Origin of the sequence: Maribellus comscasis, from assembly GCF_009762775.1 — a bacterium.
Taxonomy (GTDB): domain Bacteria; phylum Bacteroidota; class Bacteroidia; order Bacteroidales; family Prolixibacteraceae; genus Draconibacterium; species Draconibacterium comscasis.
The window spans coordinates 4,509,374-4,528,215 of sequence record NZ_CP046401.1 but is presented as its reverse complement, the minus strand read 5'-3'; the positions used below and the strand labels follow the sequence as shown (position 1 = coordinate 4,528,215).

Sequence of the window (18,842 nt, the reverse complement as noted above, 5' to 3'; positions counted from 1 at the left end):
TTCCACTTCAAATATTAATTACTCTTGAAAAATGTTTAGTTTTAAAATGAAATAAAAAGATACGGCAAATTCAGCTAACCAATGAAAAAAAATGCTTTCATACTAATCTTATCTCTTTTGTTCTTGTCTTTGTTTGTGTTGAATTGCTCAATCAAAGAGACAAAATGGAAGGGACAAGCTCCAATACAAAAGGTAAATACGGAAACACGCCCTGTTCAATATCAACTTAAAAAAACATTTAATCTGGGAGCCGGAATCTATTGTTCCAATAATTTCGACGGAGCACGACTAAACGGAGCTGTACTCACCCATGACACTTTGCTTACTGTTTTAGTCACTCCTGAAAACACACCAATAAACAGCAGCCCATGGTATGCATTTAAAATATGGTCGGAGACACCAAAAAATGTAAGACTAAAAATTACTTATAATGAAGGTGTTAATCACAGGTACTATCCCAAAGTAAGCTCCGATGGAAAGAACTGGTCGAAGGTTGATTCGACCCGGTATTTTCCGGATTCTGTTTCTCTCACAAAAGGAGAAAGTCCAAAGTTTTGTGAAATGAATTTTTCGCTGGGCCCCGACACATTGTGGATTGCGGCACAGGAACTGATAACTTCAAAACAAATTAACAGGTGGGCGATGAAGCTGGCAGAAAAGCCCTTTGTTTCAATGTTTGAAATCGGCAAAAGTTTTGAAGGCAGGCCAATCAATGCAATGCAAATCGGAAATCGGGAAAATAAAAAATTGATCATGGTTTTATCGCGGCAACACCCGCCGGAAGTTACAGGCTGGCTGGCAATGAAATGGTTTGTAGAAACACTTTGTTCTGAAACGAAAGTTGCAGAAGAATTCAGAAATGAATATACCACATTTGTTGTTCCATTGGCAAATCCGGATGGTGTTGATAACGGAAACTGGCGTCATGGCTCAGGTGGAATTGATTTAAACCGCGATTGGGAGAGTTTTAACCAACCCGAAACGCAGGCTATTCGTGACTTTATGAAAACCACAGTAAGCAAGGGTGGAACGTTTTACTTTGGAGTTGATTTTCACTCCACATTTGAAGACATCTATTATACCGTTCCGCCTGAACGAAAAGGAAATATGCCCGGACTGGTTCCCGATTTAATTACAGCCGTAGGCGATGAAATTCCCGGATATGAGCCCAATATCCGCCCCAGCGACATCAATGAACCAAAAATAAATTCGACAAAATATTTCTTTTACGAATTTGGAGCTGAAGCTGTAACCTACGAGATTGGCGACAATACTCCGCGCAGTTTAATAAAAACCAAAGGAGAACTCACTGCGCTAAAAATGATGAAATTAATGGCAGTCAGAAAAAATTAATGACAAATTTTTGAACGGATAGCATCCCGTAAAGGATGCCCGCATAACACATAAAATTAAAACCAATGAAAAACCTGGATAAACAAAAAATTGAAGACATTGTAACCACCCGGAAACAAGCACATTCTTATTTTCTGAAAAAGTCGAAAGTGTACCGCTCTTTCGTTGAAATGGAACAAAATACCTATACGGACGGGGAGTTAAGCAAAAAACAAAAGGAGTTGATCGCCATTGGTATTTCGGTGGTAATCAACTGCGAATCGTGTATGGAATGGCACATTAAACAGGCGCTTGACGATGAAGCTTCGGAAGGCGAAATTATAGAAGCCATTGAAGTGGGTATAGAAATGAGCGGTGGCCCCGGCACCGCCTCCGCACGATTTGCGATGAATGTAATGGAAGCATATAAAAAGTAGCTGGCCAGTTTATTACCTCAGTTTATGTCGATTAAAAATTGTGATCCATCGATTTGTTCTCCGGAAGGATAGAATACTTTTTCAAAATTCATTTTTGAGCTCGACATTTGTTTTACAGAATCAAAAATAAGTTCACATGAAAAAGTCTTTTGTAGTTATATTTCACCTGTTATTCTGGGTATTTCTCTATTTTGCATTTTGGTACGTACTGCGTTTAATGCCCTATATTTCGAGGCTTGCCGAATTCTATCCGTTCCCCGGTGACATTTTTTTACTGGGCTACTGCGGGATATTGATTTTATCACTAATCCTGCCTTTCTATTTCGGATATTTTATTACTCCCCGCTTATTTAATAAAAATTCCCGAAAACGCGCGATAGCTTTAACCGTTGTTTTTTCTGTAGTTTATCCGGTTGCAGGAAGCGTTTTCGACGACGGATTTGTGAAGGGAATTCTTCTGCAGACTTTTTTTCTGTTTGCCATCCTGAACGGATTCCTCGTATTGGGAATCAGTTTTCGCAGCCTTTTTGAATGGATAAAACAAAAACAGATTCAGCAAATACTTGAAAAACAAAATATAAAAAGTGAACTGGCTTTAATGAAGACACAGCTAAATCCACATTTTTTATTTAATACCATCCATAACATCGACGCCTTGATTCCTGATGACCCGGAAAAAGCTTCACTTTCCTTAATAAAACTTTCAGAAATTATGCGGTACATGATTTACGAAAGCAATTCTGAAAATGTAGACTTAAAAGATGAACTGGAATACATTCATAATTATATTGAACTGGAAAAACTTCGAATGAGATCTCCGGAACTTCTCACTTTTAAAGTTGAAGGAAGTTCAAACGAAAAACAAGTTGCTCCCATGTTGTTTATCCCGTTTATTGAAAACATTTTCAAACACACTGCTGATTTAAATCCGGATTCCGGCATTTCAATTTTCTTTTCCATTCAATCTGAGCTTATTCATTTTTCATGTTCAAACCCTGTTGAAAACGAGAAAACAGAAAAAGATGAAACACATGGAATTGGGCTAAACACGGTTAAAAAACGATTGGAATTGATTTATCCGGGAAAACACAAGTTGACAATCTCAAAAAACAAATCTAATTTTAAGGTTGATTTGGATTTATTTCTGTAAAACTAAAAAGTGAAAATCAACTGTATTGCCATAGAAGATGAACCACTGGCTTTAAAAAAGCTTGTTCATTTTATTCATTCAGTTGAATATTTACATCTGCTGAAAGGATTTGAAAATGCAATCGACGCAATCGCTTTTTTAAAAATACAGCCGGTCGATTTGATTTTTCTCGACATCCGAATGAAAAAACTTTCCGGCATTCAGTTTCTGGAGGCATTGCATGTGAAACCCAAGATTATTATTACATCGGCCTACCAGGAGTATGCTTTGAAAGGTTTCGAACTGGAAATATCCGATTACCTTTTAAAGCCCTTTACTTTTGAACGATTTCTAAAATCCACCGAAAAAATATTTCACGAAATTAAGGAACGAAAAACGACAGACATAAACAGTTTCTTTTTTCTGAAAACCGAAAACCGAATTGAAAAAATTGAATTTGATTCCATTTTGTATATTAAAGGAATGAGAGATTATCTGCAGGTAGTAACATCCGAGAAAAAACGGTTGACACTGCAATCTTTTAAAAATATATTATCGGTTTTACCAGAAAACCAATTTGCCCGTGTACACAATTCCTACATTATTTCTATTTCCAAGATTTCAAGCATAGAAAAAAACAGAATTAGAATCGGGAACCAACTCATTCCGATTTCTGATAGCTATAAAGAATCATTTTACGAACTCCTTCGCCAGTATAAATATTTGTTATAGAAAAAAGGATTCCATCCTTCACCTACTTGTAGCTTGAAGCTAAAAACTTGCAGCTATTTCATTTTAGCCACTTATCCAGCCAGTTAAAAAATACCCGCTGCCACAGAATTCCGTTTTGAGGTTGGAGCACCCAATGGTTTTCTTCCGGAAAATAAAGAAACTCAGCGGGTACATCCCTCAAAACAGCAGCATTAAATGCAGCCATTCCCTGTCCGGTTGGCACCCTGAAATCTTTTTCTCCCTGGACAATCAATATCGGAGTATCCCAGTTTTGTACATATTTATGTGGTGAAAAAGAGAAGGAACGCTGTGCCGCGGCATTGGATTTATCCCAAAAGGGGCCACCGAGATCCCAGTTTACAAACCACATCTCCTCGGTAGTTGTATACATCTGTTCAAAGTTGAAAATCCCGTCGTGGGCAATAAATGCTTTAAATCTCCCGTCGTGATGGCCAGCGAGGTACATTACAGAAAATCCGCCATAACTTGCTCCAACGGCACCCAGTCGGGTTTCATCCACAAAAGGTTCTTTCGCCATTTCGTCGATTGCAGTATGAAGATCTTTTATATTCTGACCGCCATAATCTTTTGAAATCTGCTCATTCCACTCCTGTCCAAATCCAGGCAATCCGCGGCGGTTGGGTGCAACAATTATATAATCGTTGGCAGCCATCATTTGGAAATTCCAGCGGTAAGACCAAAACTGACTTACCGTTCCCTGTGGCCCGCCCTGATTGTATAAAAGTGCGGGGTATTTTTTACTGGGATCGAAGTGGGGAGGATAAATTATCCAAACCAACATTTGTTTCCCGTCTGTTGTTTCCATCCAGCGTTCTTCCACCTTTCCCATTGTCAACTGGTCGAGTAATCCTTTATTTACTGAAGTCAATGCTTTATCTTGCCCGGAAACCGGATCTACAAGATACAATTCTGCCGGCTGCGACATAGAGACTTTTTGCGCGATCAGTTTTTCGCCTGCGGGCAAAACAGTTTGATAATTGTGAATGCCGTCGGTTAAACGAACAATTGAACCATCTGCCAAATCAAGCCGGTAAATTTCATCGGTAGCATGAATATCGCTGATAAAAAAGATTGACTTACTGTCGCTGCTCCACACCAGTCCATTTGAATTTTGGTCAAAACTTTCAGAAAAGTCTGTTTTTTCACCATTTTCCAAATCGGCTACAAACAAACGCGATTTGTCCGACTCATAGCCGTCGCGCGCCATACTTTCCCAGGCGACATATTTTCCGTCGGGAGAAAAAACGGGGTTCTGGTCATAGCCCATCATTCCGGAAGTGAAATTTGTTGTTTCGCCCGTTTCCAAACTGTAAAAATAAATGTCAGAATTGGTGGAAACCGAATAGGCTTTCCCCACTTTCTTTTTGCAGGTGTATGCCAGTGTTTTACTGTCAACACTCCATGTAATCTGCTCTGTTCCTCCAAAAGGTTTCATAGGCGAATCATATTTTTCCCCTTCCATAATGTCCTTCCCTTCTGAAATATTCTCTGAATAATCGGCAACAAAAATGTGATTGTAAGTATAATCGTGCCAGGTATCCCAGTGGCGGTACATAATGTCATTCTCGAGCCGGGCATCTGCTTTTGGCAGATCAGGAAAAAGGTCGTGAATGTCTTCGTCGAGTTTTACACTTTTTACATAAAATATTTTCGACTGATCGGGAGAATAGCCAAAACCCGAAATTCCACCATCGACATGTGAAATTTGTTTGGCTCCGCTTCCGTCCGGCTTTATTTCCCAAAGCTGAATGTCTCCCGACTGGGAAGAAAGGTAGCCAATTTTTTTCCCATCGGGCCGCCATGCTGCCGACGACTCGTTGACTCCGGTGTTCGTAATATTTTTGGCCTCACCTCCGGCAACCGGAACGGTATAAATATCGCGGTACGATTTATTTTCTTCAATATTATAGTATGTAACCGTGTACAATACTGTTTTTTGGTCGCGGGAAACCTGTACCCCTCCCACTCTGCCAAACGACCAAAGCACTTCGGGTGTCATTTTGTCTGATAAAAGTGTGGGAGTTTCCGGCAAATAATTTTCTGATGAATTTCTCATTTCTTCTTTTTGTGTACAACTCCAAAATATTGCAATAAGCAAAACAAAACTTAATTTCTTCATTTTATAAATGCTTTAAATTGAATTTTATTCAAAATAAGTAAAATGAATTTTCATCTGAAACGATTTTCCATTAAAACAAAAAAAGGTGTCTTTTCAGACACCTTTTACGATTTGCAAAACCTCATAGAACTAATCGCTGTTTTCGCCGTAGTGATAAACACCATCGTAGTCAAATTCTTCATTATCATAGTCGGTTCCTGTCACCCTGAATTGAACCGAATCCAGCCCGGAAATTTCAAGTTCTCCCAGGTTGAATGAGACAAATGCTTTATAAGGAATACTTTCGTCGTCTCCGTTGTTATTGTGTCTTAATTCCAGTTCAACAGGCTGACTATCGCCTGTTAACTCGCCGGATTGTTTTACCAGGTTTATAAAGTGAACCTTACTGCTTCCCCAATATTTTAGCTCAAAATTTAACAAGCTGTCAGTCATCCAAACATCAATTACATTAATGGGATCGTTACCAATACTATCGTTATTTTCCTCGGTGACGTCGAGAATTCCCTTCATCAAAATTTTCTTTACTGAATTAAGTTTTATATAATATTCAGTAGCTTCTTCGCCTTCACCGGAATTGTCATCCAAAATTGTGTAATTCACTAAAACTCTGTCCCCGTCTTCCACATAATGAAATACATTAAAATTAGATGTTACAGGTATCAGCAAATCGTCATTATCCATAACAATTTTATACCCGTTGGCATTTGATTCCGTTTCCTGAAAAATACCAAAGCCAACCCACATGTCTGATAATGAATAATAATCATCATCTTCCAAACATCCTGTTACCAAAAATATAGATGCAATTAGCATTGCAAATACAGTTCTCTTCATAGTGCATTAAATTTTAATTGTTTCACGTGCTTAAGACTAAAAAGGCAAGATTAAGGTTGCGTCAATCAAAAAATATGACATTTTTTTTATCTTCATCTGCCAAAATAGGTTTCAATTTTAGATTGGCACAACAATTGCTAATCACATTTCCATATATGTAAATATTTAGATATATTTGAAAAATGGAAAAAATTGAATCTTTAAACAACTTAAAAGAAGTATTGCAACCAAATGAAAGCGTTTGGTTATTGTTATATAAAAAAGGCTCATCTCAAAGCGATTGCGCATTTGAAAATTATCAAAAAGCTGCACCAAAAGCAGATAAAATTGTTCTTTGTTATGCTGATGTAAATGAGGTTCGTGACATTCATCCGGAATATAAAATCACCAGTGTTCCCTCGTTGTTGAACTTTGAAAAAGGAACGTTAAAAAATGTGGTAAAAGGATGTCATCAACCGGAACAATTTAATGCTATTTTTGAAAAAGTTGCTTTTGTGTCGGCCGGAAACGGGGAAGGGAAACCGCAAAAAAATGTAACGGTTTATACCACTCCAACCTGCACATGGTGTAATACCATAAAAAGACATTTACAGGAAAACGGAATCAGATACCGCGAGGTGGATGTTTCAAAAGACCAGAAAGCAGCAGAAGAAATGGTCAGGAGAAGCGGGCAGCAGGGAGTTCCGCAAACCGATATTAACGGAGAAATAATTGTCGGATTCGACAGAAACAGAATAAACACTTTATTAGGAATAAATTAAAATCACAATAACATGAAAAAATTGGTATTCATACTGGCGGTTGCAGTTATATCGTTGCAAAGCTGCAATGCAAGCCAGGCAAAAAATAAAAGCAGCGAAAAGGCGGAGGCACCAACAGAATCAGTAAGTGCAAAAGCAAGTGACGAAGGTGGTTCGGTAAAACTGACAAAAGAAAAATTTTTGAGTGAAGTGTGGGATTACCAAAACTCACCACAGGAATGGAAATTTAAAGGTGATAAACCTGCGCTTATCGACTTTTATGCCGACTGGTGTGGCCCATGTAAAATCGCTTCGCCAATTCTGGAAGAAATTTCAAAAGAATATGCAGGAAAAATCACAGTGTATAAAATTGATACGCAAGTAGAAAGAGAACTTGCAGGTGTTTTCGGGATTAGCGGAATACCGGCATTTCTGTATATTCCAAAAGATGGAAAACCTGTGATGACTTCAGGAATAGCCCGTTCGAAAGAAGATACAAAACAAATGTTTAAAGATAATATTGACAAAATTTTGTTAACTTCAAATTAGTTTATTATTAACTATTAATTTTAAAGAATGGTAAAAATGAAAGAATTACAGCCTATTAACCAAAATGTTCTGTTGGAACTGACAGAAGACAATTCAGAACAAACAACCGCTTCAGGGATTATTATTCCTGATTCTGCAAAAGAAAAGCAAGAAGTTGCTAAAGTTGTTGCGATAAGCAACATCGAAAATGCAGAAATAGCGCCAGGTGACGAGGTTCTTTACAAAAGATTTGCAGGAACAGAAATCGACTTCGACGGTAAAAAATACCTGTTGTTGCCCTACTCTGAAATTCTGTCGAAAGTTGTAGAAACCGAATCAATTTAAGCTGTTCTTCAGGATTTTATCATTCTGCCAAAATTTTTCAAAATCGACATAAAGAGCTGGAGGTTAATTAACTTCCAGCTTTTTTATTGCAGTTGTATTCAAAAACTCAACAGTCTTATTAATTCCCTGGTACATTAACACATCATGATTAACAAAAGCTACCATCTTCCGATATTCCGTTAAAAATTTTTCAAGAAAAGGCGACGTGTGCACCGGCTTTCTAAAGTCCATGGCCTGCGCGGCGTTGTACAGTTCTATCGCCAGAATTTTTTCAGTATTCAACACAACTTTTAGTGCTTTAGTTGCCGCATTTCCTCCCATACTTACATGGTCTTCCTGTTCGTTGGAAGAAGGGATAGAATCAACAGAAGCCGGTGTAGCATATTGTTTATTCTGACTGACAATGGAAGCCGCAACGTATTGCGGAATCATAAAACCAGAATTCAATCCGGGTTTTGCCACCAGAAATTCAGGGAGTCCGCGCTCGCCTGAAATTAAACGATAAGTTCGTCGCTCCGAAATACTTCCCAACTCGCTCAGTGCAATAGCAAGGAAATCAAGTACCAAAGCCAGCGGTTCACCATGAAAATTTCCACCGGAAACAATTTGGTCCTCGTCAGGAAAAACCGTCGGATTGTCAGTCACCGAATTTATTTCGGTTTCAAAAACTCCGGCAACATAATTTACAGCATCTTTTACTGCTCCATGAACCTGTGGAATACAACGAAAAGAATAGGGATCCTGAATGTGTTCTTTTTCTTTCATCTGCATCTTACTTCCTTCCAAAATCATTCTGAAATTAGCTGCTGTTGTTGCCTGTCCTTTGTGCGGACGGATTCGTTGAATATTTTCGCCAAAAGGTTCTATCAAACCGTCAAAAGCATCCAATGAAAGTGCTCCAATTATGTCACCCTGATCGACAATCCGAAAAGTTTTGAGCAAAGTGTAAACACCATGAGCACTCATAAACTGAGTTCCATTCAAAAGTGCCAATCCTTCTTTTGCTTCCAGTTTTACGGGCTCCCACCCCATTCTATCGAGCACTGATTTTGACACTACTTTCCGGCCTTGAAAATATACCTCTCCTAAGCCAAGCAATGGTAAAAAAAGCATTGCCAGCGGAGCCAAATCGCCGCTGGCACCCAGTGAACCCTGTTCGCAAACTACCGGTAATATATTGTTGTTAAACAAATCAATAATCCGTTGCACTGTTTTTAACTGAACAGCCGAATTTCCTTTCGATAAAGCGTGTGCCTTTAACAGCAACATTAGTTTTACAACGTCAAAAGGGACTTCGGGGCCAACATTACAGGCGTGCGAAATCACCAGATTTTCCTGCAATTTACTTAATTCGTCTTTCGAAATTTCTATATCGCACAAAGCTCCAAAACCAGTGTTTATTCCGTACAACGGCTTTTCAGACTCTTCTAGTTTTTTATCGAGATAATTTTTACTTTTTATAATGAGTTGCTTTGACTTTTCTGAAAGTTCGAGTTTAATGTTATTTTCAAGAATTTCCTGAATTTGTTCAAAAGTGAGATTTTCGGGTGTTATTTGAAATGTATGATTTGCCATGACAAAATCTAAAAATTTGTAAAAAGAAAAAATTGATTTTAGAAGTCCAACTGTGAGGCAGCAGATAACATCCTTCGATTTTGCTAAGGAAGACAACACAGTCAGCAGTGCCTAACAATCAAGGGAACCGGATGTCGCCTCCCGCACTTTTTACAAATCTGAATTTTAAAATCATCGCCTCAATTTTGAAGCAATTTCGTGGAAGTAGAATGATTAGGAAAGGATTTTTATCAGTTCTTCGGCGGTCACACTTTTTTGCCCGCCGCTCTCCATATTTTTCAAAGTAAATTTTCCTTCGTTCATTTCTGATTCGCCAGCCAAAACCACATAGGGAATATCTTTTTTGTTGGCGTAGTTCATCTGCTTTTTCATTTTGGCATTTTCCGGAAAAATCTCAGCATTTATACTGCTTTTCCGAAGCTGAGCCAAAACCGGCAAACAGTACGCTTCTTCTTTTTCGCCAAAATTTACAAACATTACTTTTGTGGTTTCCAACGATTCATGAGGGAAAAGATCGAGTTGAGTAAGCACATCAAAAATACGCTCTGCACCAAATGAAACACCAACTCCGGAAACATCGGGCAATCCAAAAATTCCGGTCAAGTCATCGTATCTCCCTCCGCCACAAATACTTCCAATGGCAACATCTTTGGCTTTTACTTCAAAAATTGCACCGGTGTAATAGTTTAAGCCACGGGCAAGCGTTAAATCCAACTCCACCTCTGTTTGCAAATCAAGTTGTTCAAGGTAGCCAAATAATGTTTTAATTTCCTCCACCCCCTTTATTCCAATTTCTGAAGCAGCCAAAACATTTTCGAGTTGAGTAATTTTTTCAGCAGAACTTCCTTCCAAAGCTAAAATAGGTTGCAATTTTTGAATCGCCTCATCGGAAACTCCTTTTTCTGAAAGTTCCCGATTTACTTTTTCCAGGCCAATTTTTTCCAGTTTATCGATGGCAACGGTAATATCAATAATCCGCTCATTTTCACCAATAATTTCAGCAATTCCCGCTAAAATTTTCCGATTGTTTATTTTAACAACCGTATTAATTTTCAAACGTTCAAAAACATCGTCGATAATTTGCACCAACTCCATTTCATTGAGCAAACTGTTACTGCCAATTACATCCACGTCACACTGGTAAAACTCGCGGTAACGTCCTTTTTGCGGACGATCGGCACGCCACACCGGCTGAATCTGGTAACGTTTAAAGGGGAAAGTAATATCGTTTCGGTATTGCACCACAAAGCGCGCAAACGGAACGGTTAAGTCGTAACGTAATCCTTTTTCTGAAATTTCCGGAGTCAGTTTAACCGAATCTTTTTCAGCGTAAACCTCATCAGAAACTTTTGACACAAAATCGCCCGAATTCAATATTTTAAATAACAATTTATCCCCTTCCTCGCCATATTTTCCCATCAAGGTTGAAAGATTCTCCATAGCCGGTGTTTCAATCGGCTGAAAACCATATAAACGAAAAACATCTTTTATGGTATCGAAAATATAATTCCGTTTCACCATCTCAATTGGTGAAAAATCGCGCGTTCCCTTGGGAATAGAAGGTTTTTGTGCCATCCTTTTCAATTTTAAGGGGACAAAAGTAAGGAAAATGTAAACGATTTACGAATTTCGGAAAACGAAAAACCAGACGAAATTACATCAGTCCTAACTCCTTCATCATTTTATTAAGATATTCTGTGCAACCTGCTTCGCCTTCCTTAGGAGCCCACAAAGCAAAATTTTTATCATCGGCCTGAACATACGGCCCATCTTTTATTTCATAAACAATGGTTCCGGTTTCGAGAGAAATAACAGTATGCCAAACTTTCGGAGGCACTTCCACTCCGTAAATTCCGGTTGAATGATGCAAAATTACCTGTTCCGTGATTTCACCTGAGTCATTAAAAAAAATCATGGCAAGTTTTCCCTTTAACAGGAGAAAAACTTCACGTTTATCCGGATTTTCGTGTTTGTGCGGCTGCACGTATGTACCCGGCTCAAACGCATTGAGCATCCGGTTAATTGGGTCGTCGTATGTGAAATGAAAATTATAATTCGCGCGCTTTCGTTCTCTTTTTTGTGCTTCGCCGATTACATCAGCAAGTAACTTTTTATCAATCTTTTGAATCTCAGAATTCTTTTTCAAAATAATCAGTTAAAAAATTTAAATGACAGCGGGTATTTGTAATACTGCCCGTTATTCGCAGCAACAGTTCCCATAATCACAAAAATCAACCAGGCAATTCCAAATCCAACCAAAAGTAAAATTCCAATTCCAACAATTATAAACAAAGCTGAAACAATCAGAATCAATGTCCATGTAATCTGAAAATTAAGAACCTCTTTTCCCGTTTCATTTACAAATTCGTATTCGTCTTTTTTTATCAGATAAATAATCAGAGGGCCAATAACGTTCCCTAACGGAATTCCGATTAATGTTGCCAGCGCAGCCAGGTGAACAAACATTCCCCATTGTCTCTCATTCGGATCGGTAACAATTCGTTCCATAATTTTACGGTTTTATTCATCTAAATTAAACATTTTTTGTTTTTTCGCAGAACGAAATTTTTCAAAATTAACAAAATGGAAGACCAAAAAAAGGACGGGCGTTACAGCAGAATATACAAACAGTTAGGCGGCCTGGTTTTAAAAAGTAACAACACTTCAGCAAGGATGGCAACTGTTATAGCTGTTTTGCACCATAAAATGGACACTTTTTTTTGGACCGGTTTTTATTTACTGGCAGACGGCCAAATGACTGTAAATATGTATCAGGGACCAGTAGCCTGCCAGGTACTCGAAAAAGACAAAGGTGTTTGCTGGGCTGCTTTTAATAAAAAAGAAACGGTAATTGTAAAAGACGTGCATCAATTCCCGGGGCACATCGCCTGCGACTCCCGATCAAAATCAGAAATTGTTGTACCATTCAAAAATAAGGAAGGTGAAATTACCGGGGTTTTGGATATCGACAGTAAAGAACTGGCTTCATTCAACGAAATAGATGCGCACTGGTTGGAAAAAATTGTAGAATTAATTTACCAATAAGCTCCACTCCAGAATGTTAATCTTATCACCCGGCAAAGTCAAAATATATAATAAATTTATCTTTTAAAGACAGTACTCCTGCCGCTTGAACTCTCTGCATGAATAATAAATTGAAACATTTAACGAATTCTTAATTTGAATTTGTAATCATTTTTATAAAATATCGAACAAACATGTTATTTTTGATAGCACATTAGAGAACCAAAACGCAAAATATGGGATTAGAAAAAATCTATTCCGATGAAAAGAAGCAAATTACGAAGATTGTTGTTATTGAAGATAATGAGAATTTTGTAAATTATTTGTATAGTTTTTTTAAATTTCGAACCCATTACAAAATAATTCATCATTTTTATAGTTGCGAAGACGCAAAAAACTCGGGCAGTTTGGGATTGGCAAAAATCCTGTTACTGGATATCAAGCTTCCGCACGAAAGTGGATTAGAAGCCTTACCATCCATCCTGCAAAAATACTCAAATCTTAAAGTAATTATTTTAACCTCGTTTCAAGATGACGAAATGCTTTTTGAGGCAATTCAAAAAGGTGCGGTTGGTTATATTTTAAAAACAGATTGTTTTAACCATTTGGAAAACGCAATTGAACAGGCAAAACTGGGAGGAATGCTTTTTTCACCATCAATGGCTCAAAAAATTCTAAACCATTTCAAACCAAAACCTGTGAAAAAGAATAATTTGACCCGCAGAGAAAATGAGGTACTCCAATTATTAAAATCAGGATTTACAAAAAAAGAAATGGCTGCAGAATTAAACATAAGTTACAATACTGTAGACACGCATGTGAAGAATATTTATAAAAAATTAAATGTAAACTCAAATATTAAAGCGGCAAACAAGAATAATTAACATAATTGTTAAGCCAGATCAAAAAATCACGTTTTTACGTTATTTCAGAAAACGTTTCCTATGAATACTTTTGCTTTTCCTTAGACCATGACTAACTAAAGATGAAATTATTCTCAAAAATAAAAAGGGGCATTTATTCTTCAAAAGCTGAAAAGATTCAGGAAGAAATTGACTTAATAAAACAAAGGGAGAATTCCAACACATGCGAATTACTCTGTGTTAAATTATTTCATTTTTCAAAACTAAATATAAAGTCGCCACTTGATTTAAGAAATAGTTTTCTGGAAAATGCCGAATTAAATAGTATAATACTCTCACGAATTTGTTTTTGGAGTACAAAATTAAAAAATGCAAATTTCACCAATGCGCATTTGTACCAGGTTGATTTTTGGAAAGCAGACCTTTCAGAAACAAATTTCACAAATGCTGAACTGACAAGTTGTATATTGGCTCAAACAAATCTCCAAAATTCGATATTGACAGGAGCAAATTTAAAAAATGCTCGTTTGGAAAATGCAAACTTAACAAATGCAGATTTTACCAATGCCAATTTAAAATGGGCAAAAATTGATCTTCATCAGCTTAAATCGGTAAAAAGTTTAAAAAATACAATTATGCCCGACGGCACAGAATTCTCTTCCATCTGGCAGAAGTTAATAGAAACATCTGAAATACCAGAAATTCATAATCGCATTTAAATCACAAAAACGGCATAGCGGACTATAACCGTCTTTGTTTCAAAACTTACTTTCAATGTCATTAAAAGCGCTGTTATTTTGAATAATTATAAATATTCAAAAAGTGACAAACATCTCCGTAAAAAAATGCTGATTTCAATTTGAAGATTTTATTTTTAGAAAATTTTTAAATTGAAACTATAAACCAGTAAAAAATGACAAACCAAAGCAGTGCCGTTAAATTCTACAGTGGCGAACAGATTCCTTTGGAACTACACAAAGTACGAATCGTACAAAAATTATTTTTGAGACCTATTGAAGAAAGAAAAGTAGCCGTTGAAGAAGCGGGATTTAATACATTCCTCTTAAATACAAAAGATATCTTCCTCGATATGCTTACCGACTCCGGAACCAATGCAATGAGTGACAATCAGGTATCTTCTATGTTGCAGGCCGACGATGCCTATGCAGGATCGCAAAGTTTCTACCGTATGGAAGAAGCTGCCCGTGAGGTTTTTGGAAAACACTATGTTTTACCGGTTCACCAGGGACGTGCCGCCGAAAACATTGTATCACAGGTTTTTATAAAAAAAGGCGAAGTAATTCCTATGAATTACCACTTTACCACAACCAAAGAACACATGGAACTGAACGGAGGTAAAGTATTGGAAATATATAAAGATGACGCGCTTGATATAAAAAGTACAAAGCCATTTAAAGGAAATATAGACATTGACAAACTAAAAGCCGTTTTTGAAAAATACGGTAAAGATAAAGTAGCTTTTGTCAGAATGGAAGCATCGACGAATCTGATTGGCGGGCAACCATTTTCAATGCAAAATATGCGCGATGTAAAAGCCATTTGTGATCAGAATGATACAATGATGGTACTCGACGCCAGTTTAATTGGTGAAAATGCATACTTTATTAAACAACGCGAAGAAGAATTTAAAAATGCCGAAATAAAAGATATCCTGCTGGAGATGTGCGGATACGCCGATTTGGTCTACTTCTCAAGCCGTAAAGTAAGTTCAACACGTGGTGGTGGAATTTTAACAAACAGTAAAGACCTGTATTTAAAAATGCGCGATCTGCTGGTACTGTACGAAGGATTCCTCACATATGGCGGTATGTCGGTTCGCGAAATTGAAGCCATGGCGGTGGGCTTAAAAGAAACCTGCGACGATACAGTAATAAGTCAGTCGCCATCGTTTATCAAATATGCCGTTGACAACCTCGACAAAGCAGGTGTACCGGTAATTACACCAGCCGGAGCACTGGGTTGCCATATCGATGCAATGGGATTTTTGCCCCATGTTCCGCAACAGGAATATCCTGCAGGAGCCTTAGCCTCAGCATTATATATTATTTCAGGAATTCGCGGGATGGAAAGGGGAACTATTTCAAGTGTACGCGATGAAAACGGCGATGATGTTCTCGCCGATGTTGAATTGCTTCGTTTGGCATTCCCACGGCGTGTGTTTACTCTTTCACAAACCATGTTTGTAGTCGACCGCGTAAAATGGCTTTTCGACAACCGAGAACTGGTAGGCGGCTTACAATGGATAGAAGAGCCGCCGTTGCTGCGTTTCTTTATGGGAAGACTGGAAGCAATAGGCGACTGGCCTGAAAAATTAATGGCAAAATTCAAAGAAGATTTTGGAGATTCTTTGTAGAAAACCGGAAGAAATTCAACCAAAAACCATTTATTATAAAATCAGGGGGAATCAGAAATGATTCCCTTTTTTCATAAAAAAATATCATTTATTTTTATCATCATTTAATCGTTCAATTTAAAACTAAATCAAGTTATGGTCAACTGGAATAAAGTCAGAGAAGAGTTCCCTGTTTGTAAAAAATATGTCTATCTGAATCCGGCAGGAGGTTCTCCGGTTTCAAATAGTGCTGCCACTGAAGGGAAACGCTTCTATGATGAAATGCTTGAATTTGGTGATACCTACTGGGACACGTGGCTGGAAAGAACAGAAAAAATACGGAGTAACCTTGCTGGTTTTATCGGTGCAGAAAAAGTAGAAATCGGATTTACCACCAACACGTCACATGGAATGAACCTTGTTGCGCAATTCCTGAAAAATAAAGGAACCGTTCTTACCATGCGTGACGAATTTCCATCGACTACTTTTCCCTGGTTGAATCAGAAGGCTGAAATAAAATTTGCAGAACCGGTTGAAAATGCTTTTCCTTTAAATGAAATTGAAAAAGCAATCACACCGGATGTCAAAATTCTTATGACAAGCTATGTTCAGTATAAAACCGGTTTTCGACAGGATTTAGAAGCATTAGGGAAACTTTGTAAAAGGAAAAACCTCATTTTTGTAGTGAATGCAACACAAGCATTGGGGATCTTTCCGGTTGATGTAAAAAAATGCAATATCGATTTTCTGATGTTTACCGGATTAAAATGGGCGACTGCAGGTTACGGAATCGGAGGTTTATATATCAATAAAAAATGGTTAAAAAAAGAGGATTTCCCGTTTGCCGGCTGGAGAAGTGTAAAAGAACCGGAAAAAATGGATAATACCGACCTCGATTTAAAAAACGAAGCATCGGTGATCGAATCAGGGTGCCCGCATTTCCCAAATATTTTTGCTTTGGGAGGAGCGCTTGAAATGTTCAAAAAAATTGGTGCTGAAAATGTAGTTAACCGGGTGTTGTTTCTTAATCATTTTCTGGAAGATGAACTCACAAAAATAGATGTCGGGGTTATCTGCCAAACCGAAGATAAACACCGATCCGGAATTTTAATAGCGCGAGTTCCAAATGCAAAAAGGATAGTAGAAGAACTTTCCAAAAAAAATATTATCGTTTCGGCGCGAGGTGAAGGAGTTCGGATTTCAACAAGTATTTTCAATAACCAAGAGGATATCGAAATCTTAATCCGCGAATTAAAAACACTTTTGAACTGACATTTAAAAATCTTCAGAACAGCATTAAGAACAAAAGATTAAAACAAAAACAGACAATCTATTTATTAGGAGAAAAATTATTAGTATATTTTATAGCAAAATCAAAAATTGCTAATTAATGGATTTTCCGCTATTTCATCTCGATTTTATGGGGAACCGTTTGCTGGTTGCCTTAATTGCCATTTTACATGTTGTAATCAACCACTCACTGGCTGTGGGATTTGCCCCGTTGGTTACATTTCTGGAATTCAGGGGATATCAGAAAAAACAAGTAAATCCTGAAGAGGGAGCAGCCTGGGACGAAACCGCAAGAAAGCTGCTTTTTACCGCTTTTATAATCACAACAACAGTAGGTGCATTGACTGGTGTTGGAATTTGGTTTGCTGCATCACTTGCCAATCCGGCATCGCTTGGCAGTTTAATCCGGGTATTCTATTTTGCCTGGTTTACAGAGTGGATCATTTTTGTACTGGAAGTTGTATTTATTATGATCTATTTTCTTACCTGGAAACGCTCCAATGAAAATCCAAAACGAAAAAGAAAACATATTTTATTTGGGCTTTGGCTGAGTATTTTTTCCTGGCTTACCATGGCTATTATTGTTGCTATTCTCGGTTTTATGATGGATCCGGGAAGTTGGATAAATCATAAAACATTGTTTAGTGGTTTTACCAACCCAATATATTTCCCGCAACTTATTTTCCGCACCCCGATTGCGATGATGATGGCAGGTTGTATAGCACTTCTGATAACTGCTTACATCCTGAAAAGAGGCCATCCATATCGTCCCGGCCTGCTTAAAAACCTTTCATTCTGGATATTGCTTTGGACCCCTGTTGCGGCTGCAGGAGCTTTTATTTATTATTGGTTTATTCCCAGATCAATGATTGGAAATCTGCCTGTTGCACTTGGAACCCAACAATTTCAGGACTGGTACGATTCACTTTTAACGGTAATGATTGTGGTGGTTTCCATTGGTTTTGCAGTAAGTATTCTCGGAACATTTGCACCCAGGCGCTTGCCTAAACACCTTTTATTTATTCCTGTAGTTGCCTCCATCCTGTTTTTAGGAACCTTTGAACGTTTACGCGAATTCATACGAAAACCTTATGTTATTGGCGATTACATGTATGCCAATGGAATATTGGTTGAGGAATATCCCTTATATCAGCAAACCGGATTATTAAAAAATTCGCCTTACTCATCCGTTTCAGAAATAACAGACGCAAATAGGTTAAAAGCCGGAGAAGAAGTTTTTAACCTGGCCTGTACCCGTTGTCACACAACACACGGTGTAAATTCGGTAGTTAACCGTTTCGAAAGAATGTACGGCACAGAAAATCCTTTAAATGTGGAAGCGATGAAAGCTTACATGAAATCGATGCATAATGTGAGGTACTACATGCCGCCATTCCCGGGCAACGACAAGGAGCTGGATGCGCTTGCCTGGTATATCCAGCACCAGCAGGCTGAGCCTGAACCACTAGAAGGTCCGCAAATTAAAGGCGTAGATGTAAAAGAAATCAAATACTAACCGG

The 18,842-nt window shown here is 37.9% G+C and carries 19 protein-coding genes; 13 read left to right on the top strand and 6 right to left on the bottom strand.

All coding sequences use genetic code 11. The features are described 5' to 3' along the window. Positions 1 to 81 precede the first annotated feature (81 nt). The 4 genes from GM418_RS17970 (at position 82) to GM418_RS17955 (ending at position 3,630) form a co-directional block, all read left to right on the top strand. The gene (locus GM418_RS17970) at positions 82 to 1,353 is read left to right on the top strand and encodes a M14 family metallopeptidase (protein ID WP_158868629.1); all 1,272 of its coding nucleotides are present in this window, start codon (positions 82 to 84) and stop codon (positions 1,351 to 1,353) included. Between the two features lie 65 nt (positions 1,354 to 1,418). Continuing rightward, on the top strand, positions 1,419 to 1,769 hold the full coding sequence (locus tag GM418_RS17965; RefSeq protein WP_158868628.1) for a carboxymuconolactone decarboxylase family protein: 351 nt from the start codon (positions 1,419 to 1,421) through the stop codon (positions 1,767 to 1,769). Between the two features lie 136 nt (positions 1,770 to 1,905). Continuing rightward, entirely contained in the window at positions 1,906 to 2,919 is a 1,014-nt protein-coding gene (locus GM418_RS17960) for a sensor histidine kinase (protein ID WP_158868627.1), read from the top strand. 9 nt (positions 2,920 to 2,928) lie between these two features. Further along, positions 2,929 to 3,630, top strand: a complete 702-nt coding sequence (locus GM418_RS17955; RefSeq protein WP_158868626.1) for a LytR/AlgR family response regulator transcription factor — start codon at positions 2,929 to 2,931, stop codon at positions 3,628 to 3,630. Positions 3,631 to 3,688: 58 nt separating this feature from the next. On the opposite strand, the gene dpp5 is transcribed toward GM418_RS17955, so the two are convergent. Together dpp5 and GM418_RS17945 are read right to left on the bottom strand one after the other, a co-directional pair. Continuing rightward, a complete protein-coding gene (gene dpp5, locus GM418_RS17950; RefSeq protein WP_158868625.1) occupies positions 3,689 to 5,770 on the bottom strand; it encodes a dipeptidyl-peptidase Dpp5 in 2,082 nt (693 codons plus the stop codon). 129 nt (positions 5,771 to 5,899) lie between these two features. Next, positions 5,900 to 6,604 (bottom strand): NigD1/NigD2 family lipoprotein, encoded by a 705-nt coding sequence (locus GM418_RS17945; RefSeq protein ID WP_158868624.1) that lies wholly within the window; start codon positions 6,602 to 6,604, stop codon positions 5,900 to 5,902. A 182-nt stretch (positions 6,605 to 6,786) separates the two neighbouring features. On the opposite strand from GM418_RS17945, the gene GM418_RS17940 reads away from it, so the two are divergent. The 3 genes from GM418_RS17940 to GM418_RS17930 are packed head-to-tail and all read left to right on the top strand — an operon-like array spanning position 6,787 to position 8,217. After that, positions 6,787 to 7,365: a thioredoxin family protein gene (locus GM418_RS17940; protein WP_158868623.1), complete on the top strand. Its 579-nt coding sequence runs from the start codon at positions 6,787 to 6,789 to the stop codon at positions 7,363 to 7,365. Positions 7,366 to 7,377: 12 nt separating this feature from the next. Continuing rightward, positions 7,378 to 7,893, top strand: a complete 516-nt coding sequence (locus tag GM418_RS17935; RefSeq protein ID WP_158868622.1) for a thioredoxin domain-containing protein — start codon at positions 7,378 to 7,380, stop codon at positions 7,891 to 7,893. A 36-nt stretch (positions 7,894 to 7,929) separates the two neighbouring features. Then, positions 7,930 to 8,217, top strand: a complete 288-nt coding sequence (locus tag GM418_RS17930) for a co-chaperone GroES (protein ID WP_158868621.1) — start codon at positions 7,930 to 7,932, stop codon at positions 8,215 to 8,217. Between the two features lie 63 nt (positions 8,218 to 8,280). On the opposite strand, the gene hutH is transcribed toward GM418_RS17930, so the two are convergent. The 4 genes from hutH to GM418_RS17910 form a co-directional block, all read right to left on the bottom strand. Next, complete coding sequence (hutH, locus tag GM418_RS17925) at positions 8,281 to 9,792, bottom strand: histidine ammonia-lyase (protein WP_158868620.1); 1,512 nt, start codon at positions 9,790 to 9,792, stop codon at positions 8,281 to 8,283. A gap of 213 nt (positions 9,793 to 10,005) precedes the next feature. Beyond that, complete coding sequence (hisS, locus tag GM418_RS17920; RefSeq protein ID WP_158868619.1) at positions 10,006 to 11,367, bottom strand: histidine--tRNA ligase; 1,362 nt, start codon at positions 11,365 to 11,367, stop codon at positions 10,006 to 10,008. 79 nt (positions 11,368 to 11,446) lie between these two features. Then, a complete protein-coding gene (locus tag GM418_RS17915) occupies positions 11,447 to 11,938 on the bottom strand; it encodes a WbuC family cupin fold metalloprotein (protein WP_246222744.1) in 492 nt (163 codons plus the stop codon). 5 nt (positions 11,939 to 11,943) lie between these two features. Next, positions 11,944 to 12,300: a DUF4870 domain-containing protein gene (locus tag GM418_RS17910; RefSeq protein WP_158868618.1), complete on the bottom strand. Its 357-nt coding sequence runs from the start codon at positions 12,298 to 12,300 to the stop codon at positions 11,944 to 11,946. Positions 12,301 to 12,375: 75 nt separating this feature from the next. Here GM418_RS17910 and GM418_RS17905 point away from each other — a divergent pair, with 75 nt between their 5' ends. The 6 genes from GM418_RS17905 (at position 12,376) to GM418_RS17880 (ending at position 18,838) form a co-directional block, all read left to right on the top strand. Next, positions 12,376 to 12,837 carry a GAF domain-containing protein gene (locus GM418_RS17905; protein ID WP_158868617.1) on the top strand — a complete coding sequence of 154 codons (462 nt, stop codon included), beginning with the start codon at positions 12,376 to 12,378 and terminating at the stop codon, positions 12,835 to 12,837. A gap of 215 nt (positions 12,838 to 13,052) precedes the next feature. Further along, on the top strand, positions 13,053 to 13,700 hold the full coding sequence (locus tag GM418_RS17900; protein ID WP_158868616.1) for a LuxR C-terminal-related transcriptional regulator: 648 nt from the start codon (positions 13,053 to 13,055) through the stop codon (positions 13,698 to 13,700). A 101-nt stretch (positions 13,701 to 13,801) separates the two neighbouring features. After that, a complete protein-coding gene (locus GM418_RS17895; protein WP_158868615.1) occupies positions 13,802 to 14,398 on the top strand; it encodes a pentapeptide repeat-containing protein in 597 nt (198 codons plus the stop codon). A 194-nt stretch (positions 14,399 to 14,592) separates the two neighbouring features. After that, positions 14,593 to 16,053: a tryptophanase gene (locus GM418_RS17890; RefSeq protein WP_158868614.1), complete on the top strand. Its 1,461-nt coding sequence runs from the start codon at positions 14,593 to 14,595 to the stop codon at positions 16,051 to 16,053. Between the two features lie 135 nt (positions 16,054 to 16,188). After that, on the top strand, positions 16,189 to 17,304 hold the full coding sequence (locus tag GM418_RS17885) for an aminotransferase class V-fold PLP-dependent enzyme (RefSeq protein WP_158868613.1): 1,116 nt from the start codon (positions 16,189 to 16,191) through the stop codon (positions 17,302 to 17,304). Between the two features lie 118 nt (positions 17,305 to 17,422). Further along, the gene (locus GM418_RS17880) at positions 17,423 to 18,838 is read left to right on the top strand and encodes a c-type cytochrome (protein WP_158868612.1); all 1,416 of its coding nucleotides are present in this window, start codon (positions 17,423 to 17,425) and stop codon (positions 18,836 to 18,838) included. Positions 18,839 to 18,842: the final 4 nt, after the last annotated feature.

What these genes read in the sequence shown, in the direction of transcription:
- GM418_RS17885 (WP_158868613.1), top strand. Translation starts at nt 16,189, where the DNA reads ATGGTCAACTGGAATAAAGTCAGAGAAGAGTTCCCTGTTTGTAAAAAA.
- GM418_RS17890 (WP_158868614.1), top strand. Translation starts at nt 14,593, where the DNA reads ATGACAAACCAAAGCAGTGCCGTTAAATTCTACAGTGGCGAACAGATT.
- GM418_RS17965 (WP_158868628.1), top strand. Translation starts at nt 1,419, where the DNA reads ATGAAAAACCTGGATAAACAAAAAATTGAAGACATTGTAACCACCCGG.
- hutH (WP_158868620.1), bottom strand. Translation starts at nt 9,792, where the DNA reads ATGGCAAATCATACATTTCAAATAACACCCGAAAATCTCACTTTTGAA.
- GM418_RS17895 (WP_158868615.1), top strand. Translation starts at nt 13,802, where the DNA reads ATGAAATTATTCTCAAAAATAAAAAGGGGCATTTATTCTTCAAAAGCT.
- GM418_RS17945 (WP_158868624.1), bottom strand. Translation starts at nt 6,604, where the DNA reads ATGAAGAGAACTGTATTTGCAATGCTAATTGCATCTATATTTTTGGTA.
- hisS (WP_158868619.1), bottom strand. Translation starts at nt 11,367, where the DNA reads ATGGCACAAAAACCTTCTATTCCCAAGGGAACGCGCGATTTTTCACCA.
- dpp5 (WP_158868625.1), bottom strand. Translation starts at nt 5,770, where the DNA reads ATGAAGAAATTAAGTTTTGTTTTGCTTATTGCAATATTTTGGAGTTGT.
- GM418_RS17940 (WP_158868623.1), top strand. Translation starts at nt 6,787, where the DNA reads ATGGAAAAAATTGAATCTTTAAACAACTTAAAAGAAGTATTGCAACCA.
- GM418_RS17960 (WP_158868627.1), top strand. Translation starts at nt 1,906, where the DNA reads ATGAAAAAGTCTTTTGTAGTTATATTTCACCTGTTATTCTGGGTATTT.
- GM418_RS17930 (WP_158868621.1), top strand. Translation starts at nt 7,930, where the DNA reads ATGAAAGAATTACAGCCTATTAACCAAAATGTTCTGTTGGAACTGACA.
- GM418_RS17905 (WP_158868617.1), top strand. Translation starts at nt 12,376, where the DNA reads ATGGAAGACCAAAAAAAGGACGGGCGTTACAGCAGAATATACAAACAG.
- GM418_RS17935 (WP_158868622.1), top strand. Translation starts at nt 7,378, where the DNA reads ATGAAAAAATTGGTATTCATACTGGCGGTTGCAGTTATATCGTTGCAA.
- GM418_RS17970 (WP_158868629.1), top strand. Translation starts at nt 82, where the DNA reads ATGAAAAAAAATGCTTTCATACTAATCTTATCTCTTTTGTTCTTGTCT.
- GM418_RS17880 (WP_158868612.1), top strand. Translation starts at nt 17,423, where the DNA reads ATGGATTTTCCGCTATTTCATCTCGATTTTATGGGGAACCGTTTGCTG.
- GM418_RS17900 (WP_158868616.1), top strand. Translation starts at nt 13,053, where the DNA reads ATGGGATTAGAAAAAATCTATTCCGATGAAAAGAAGCAAATTACGAAG.
- GM418_RS17910 (WP_158868618.1), bottom strand. Translation starts at nt 12,300, where the DNA reads ATGGAACGAATTGTTACCGATCCGAATGAGAGACAATGGGGAATGTTT.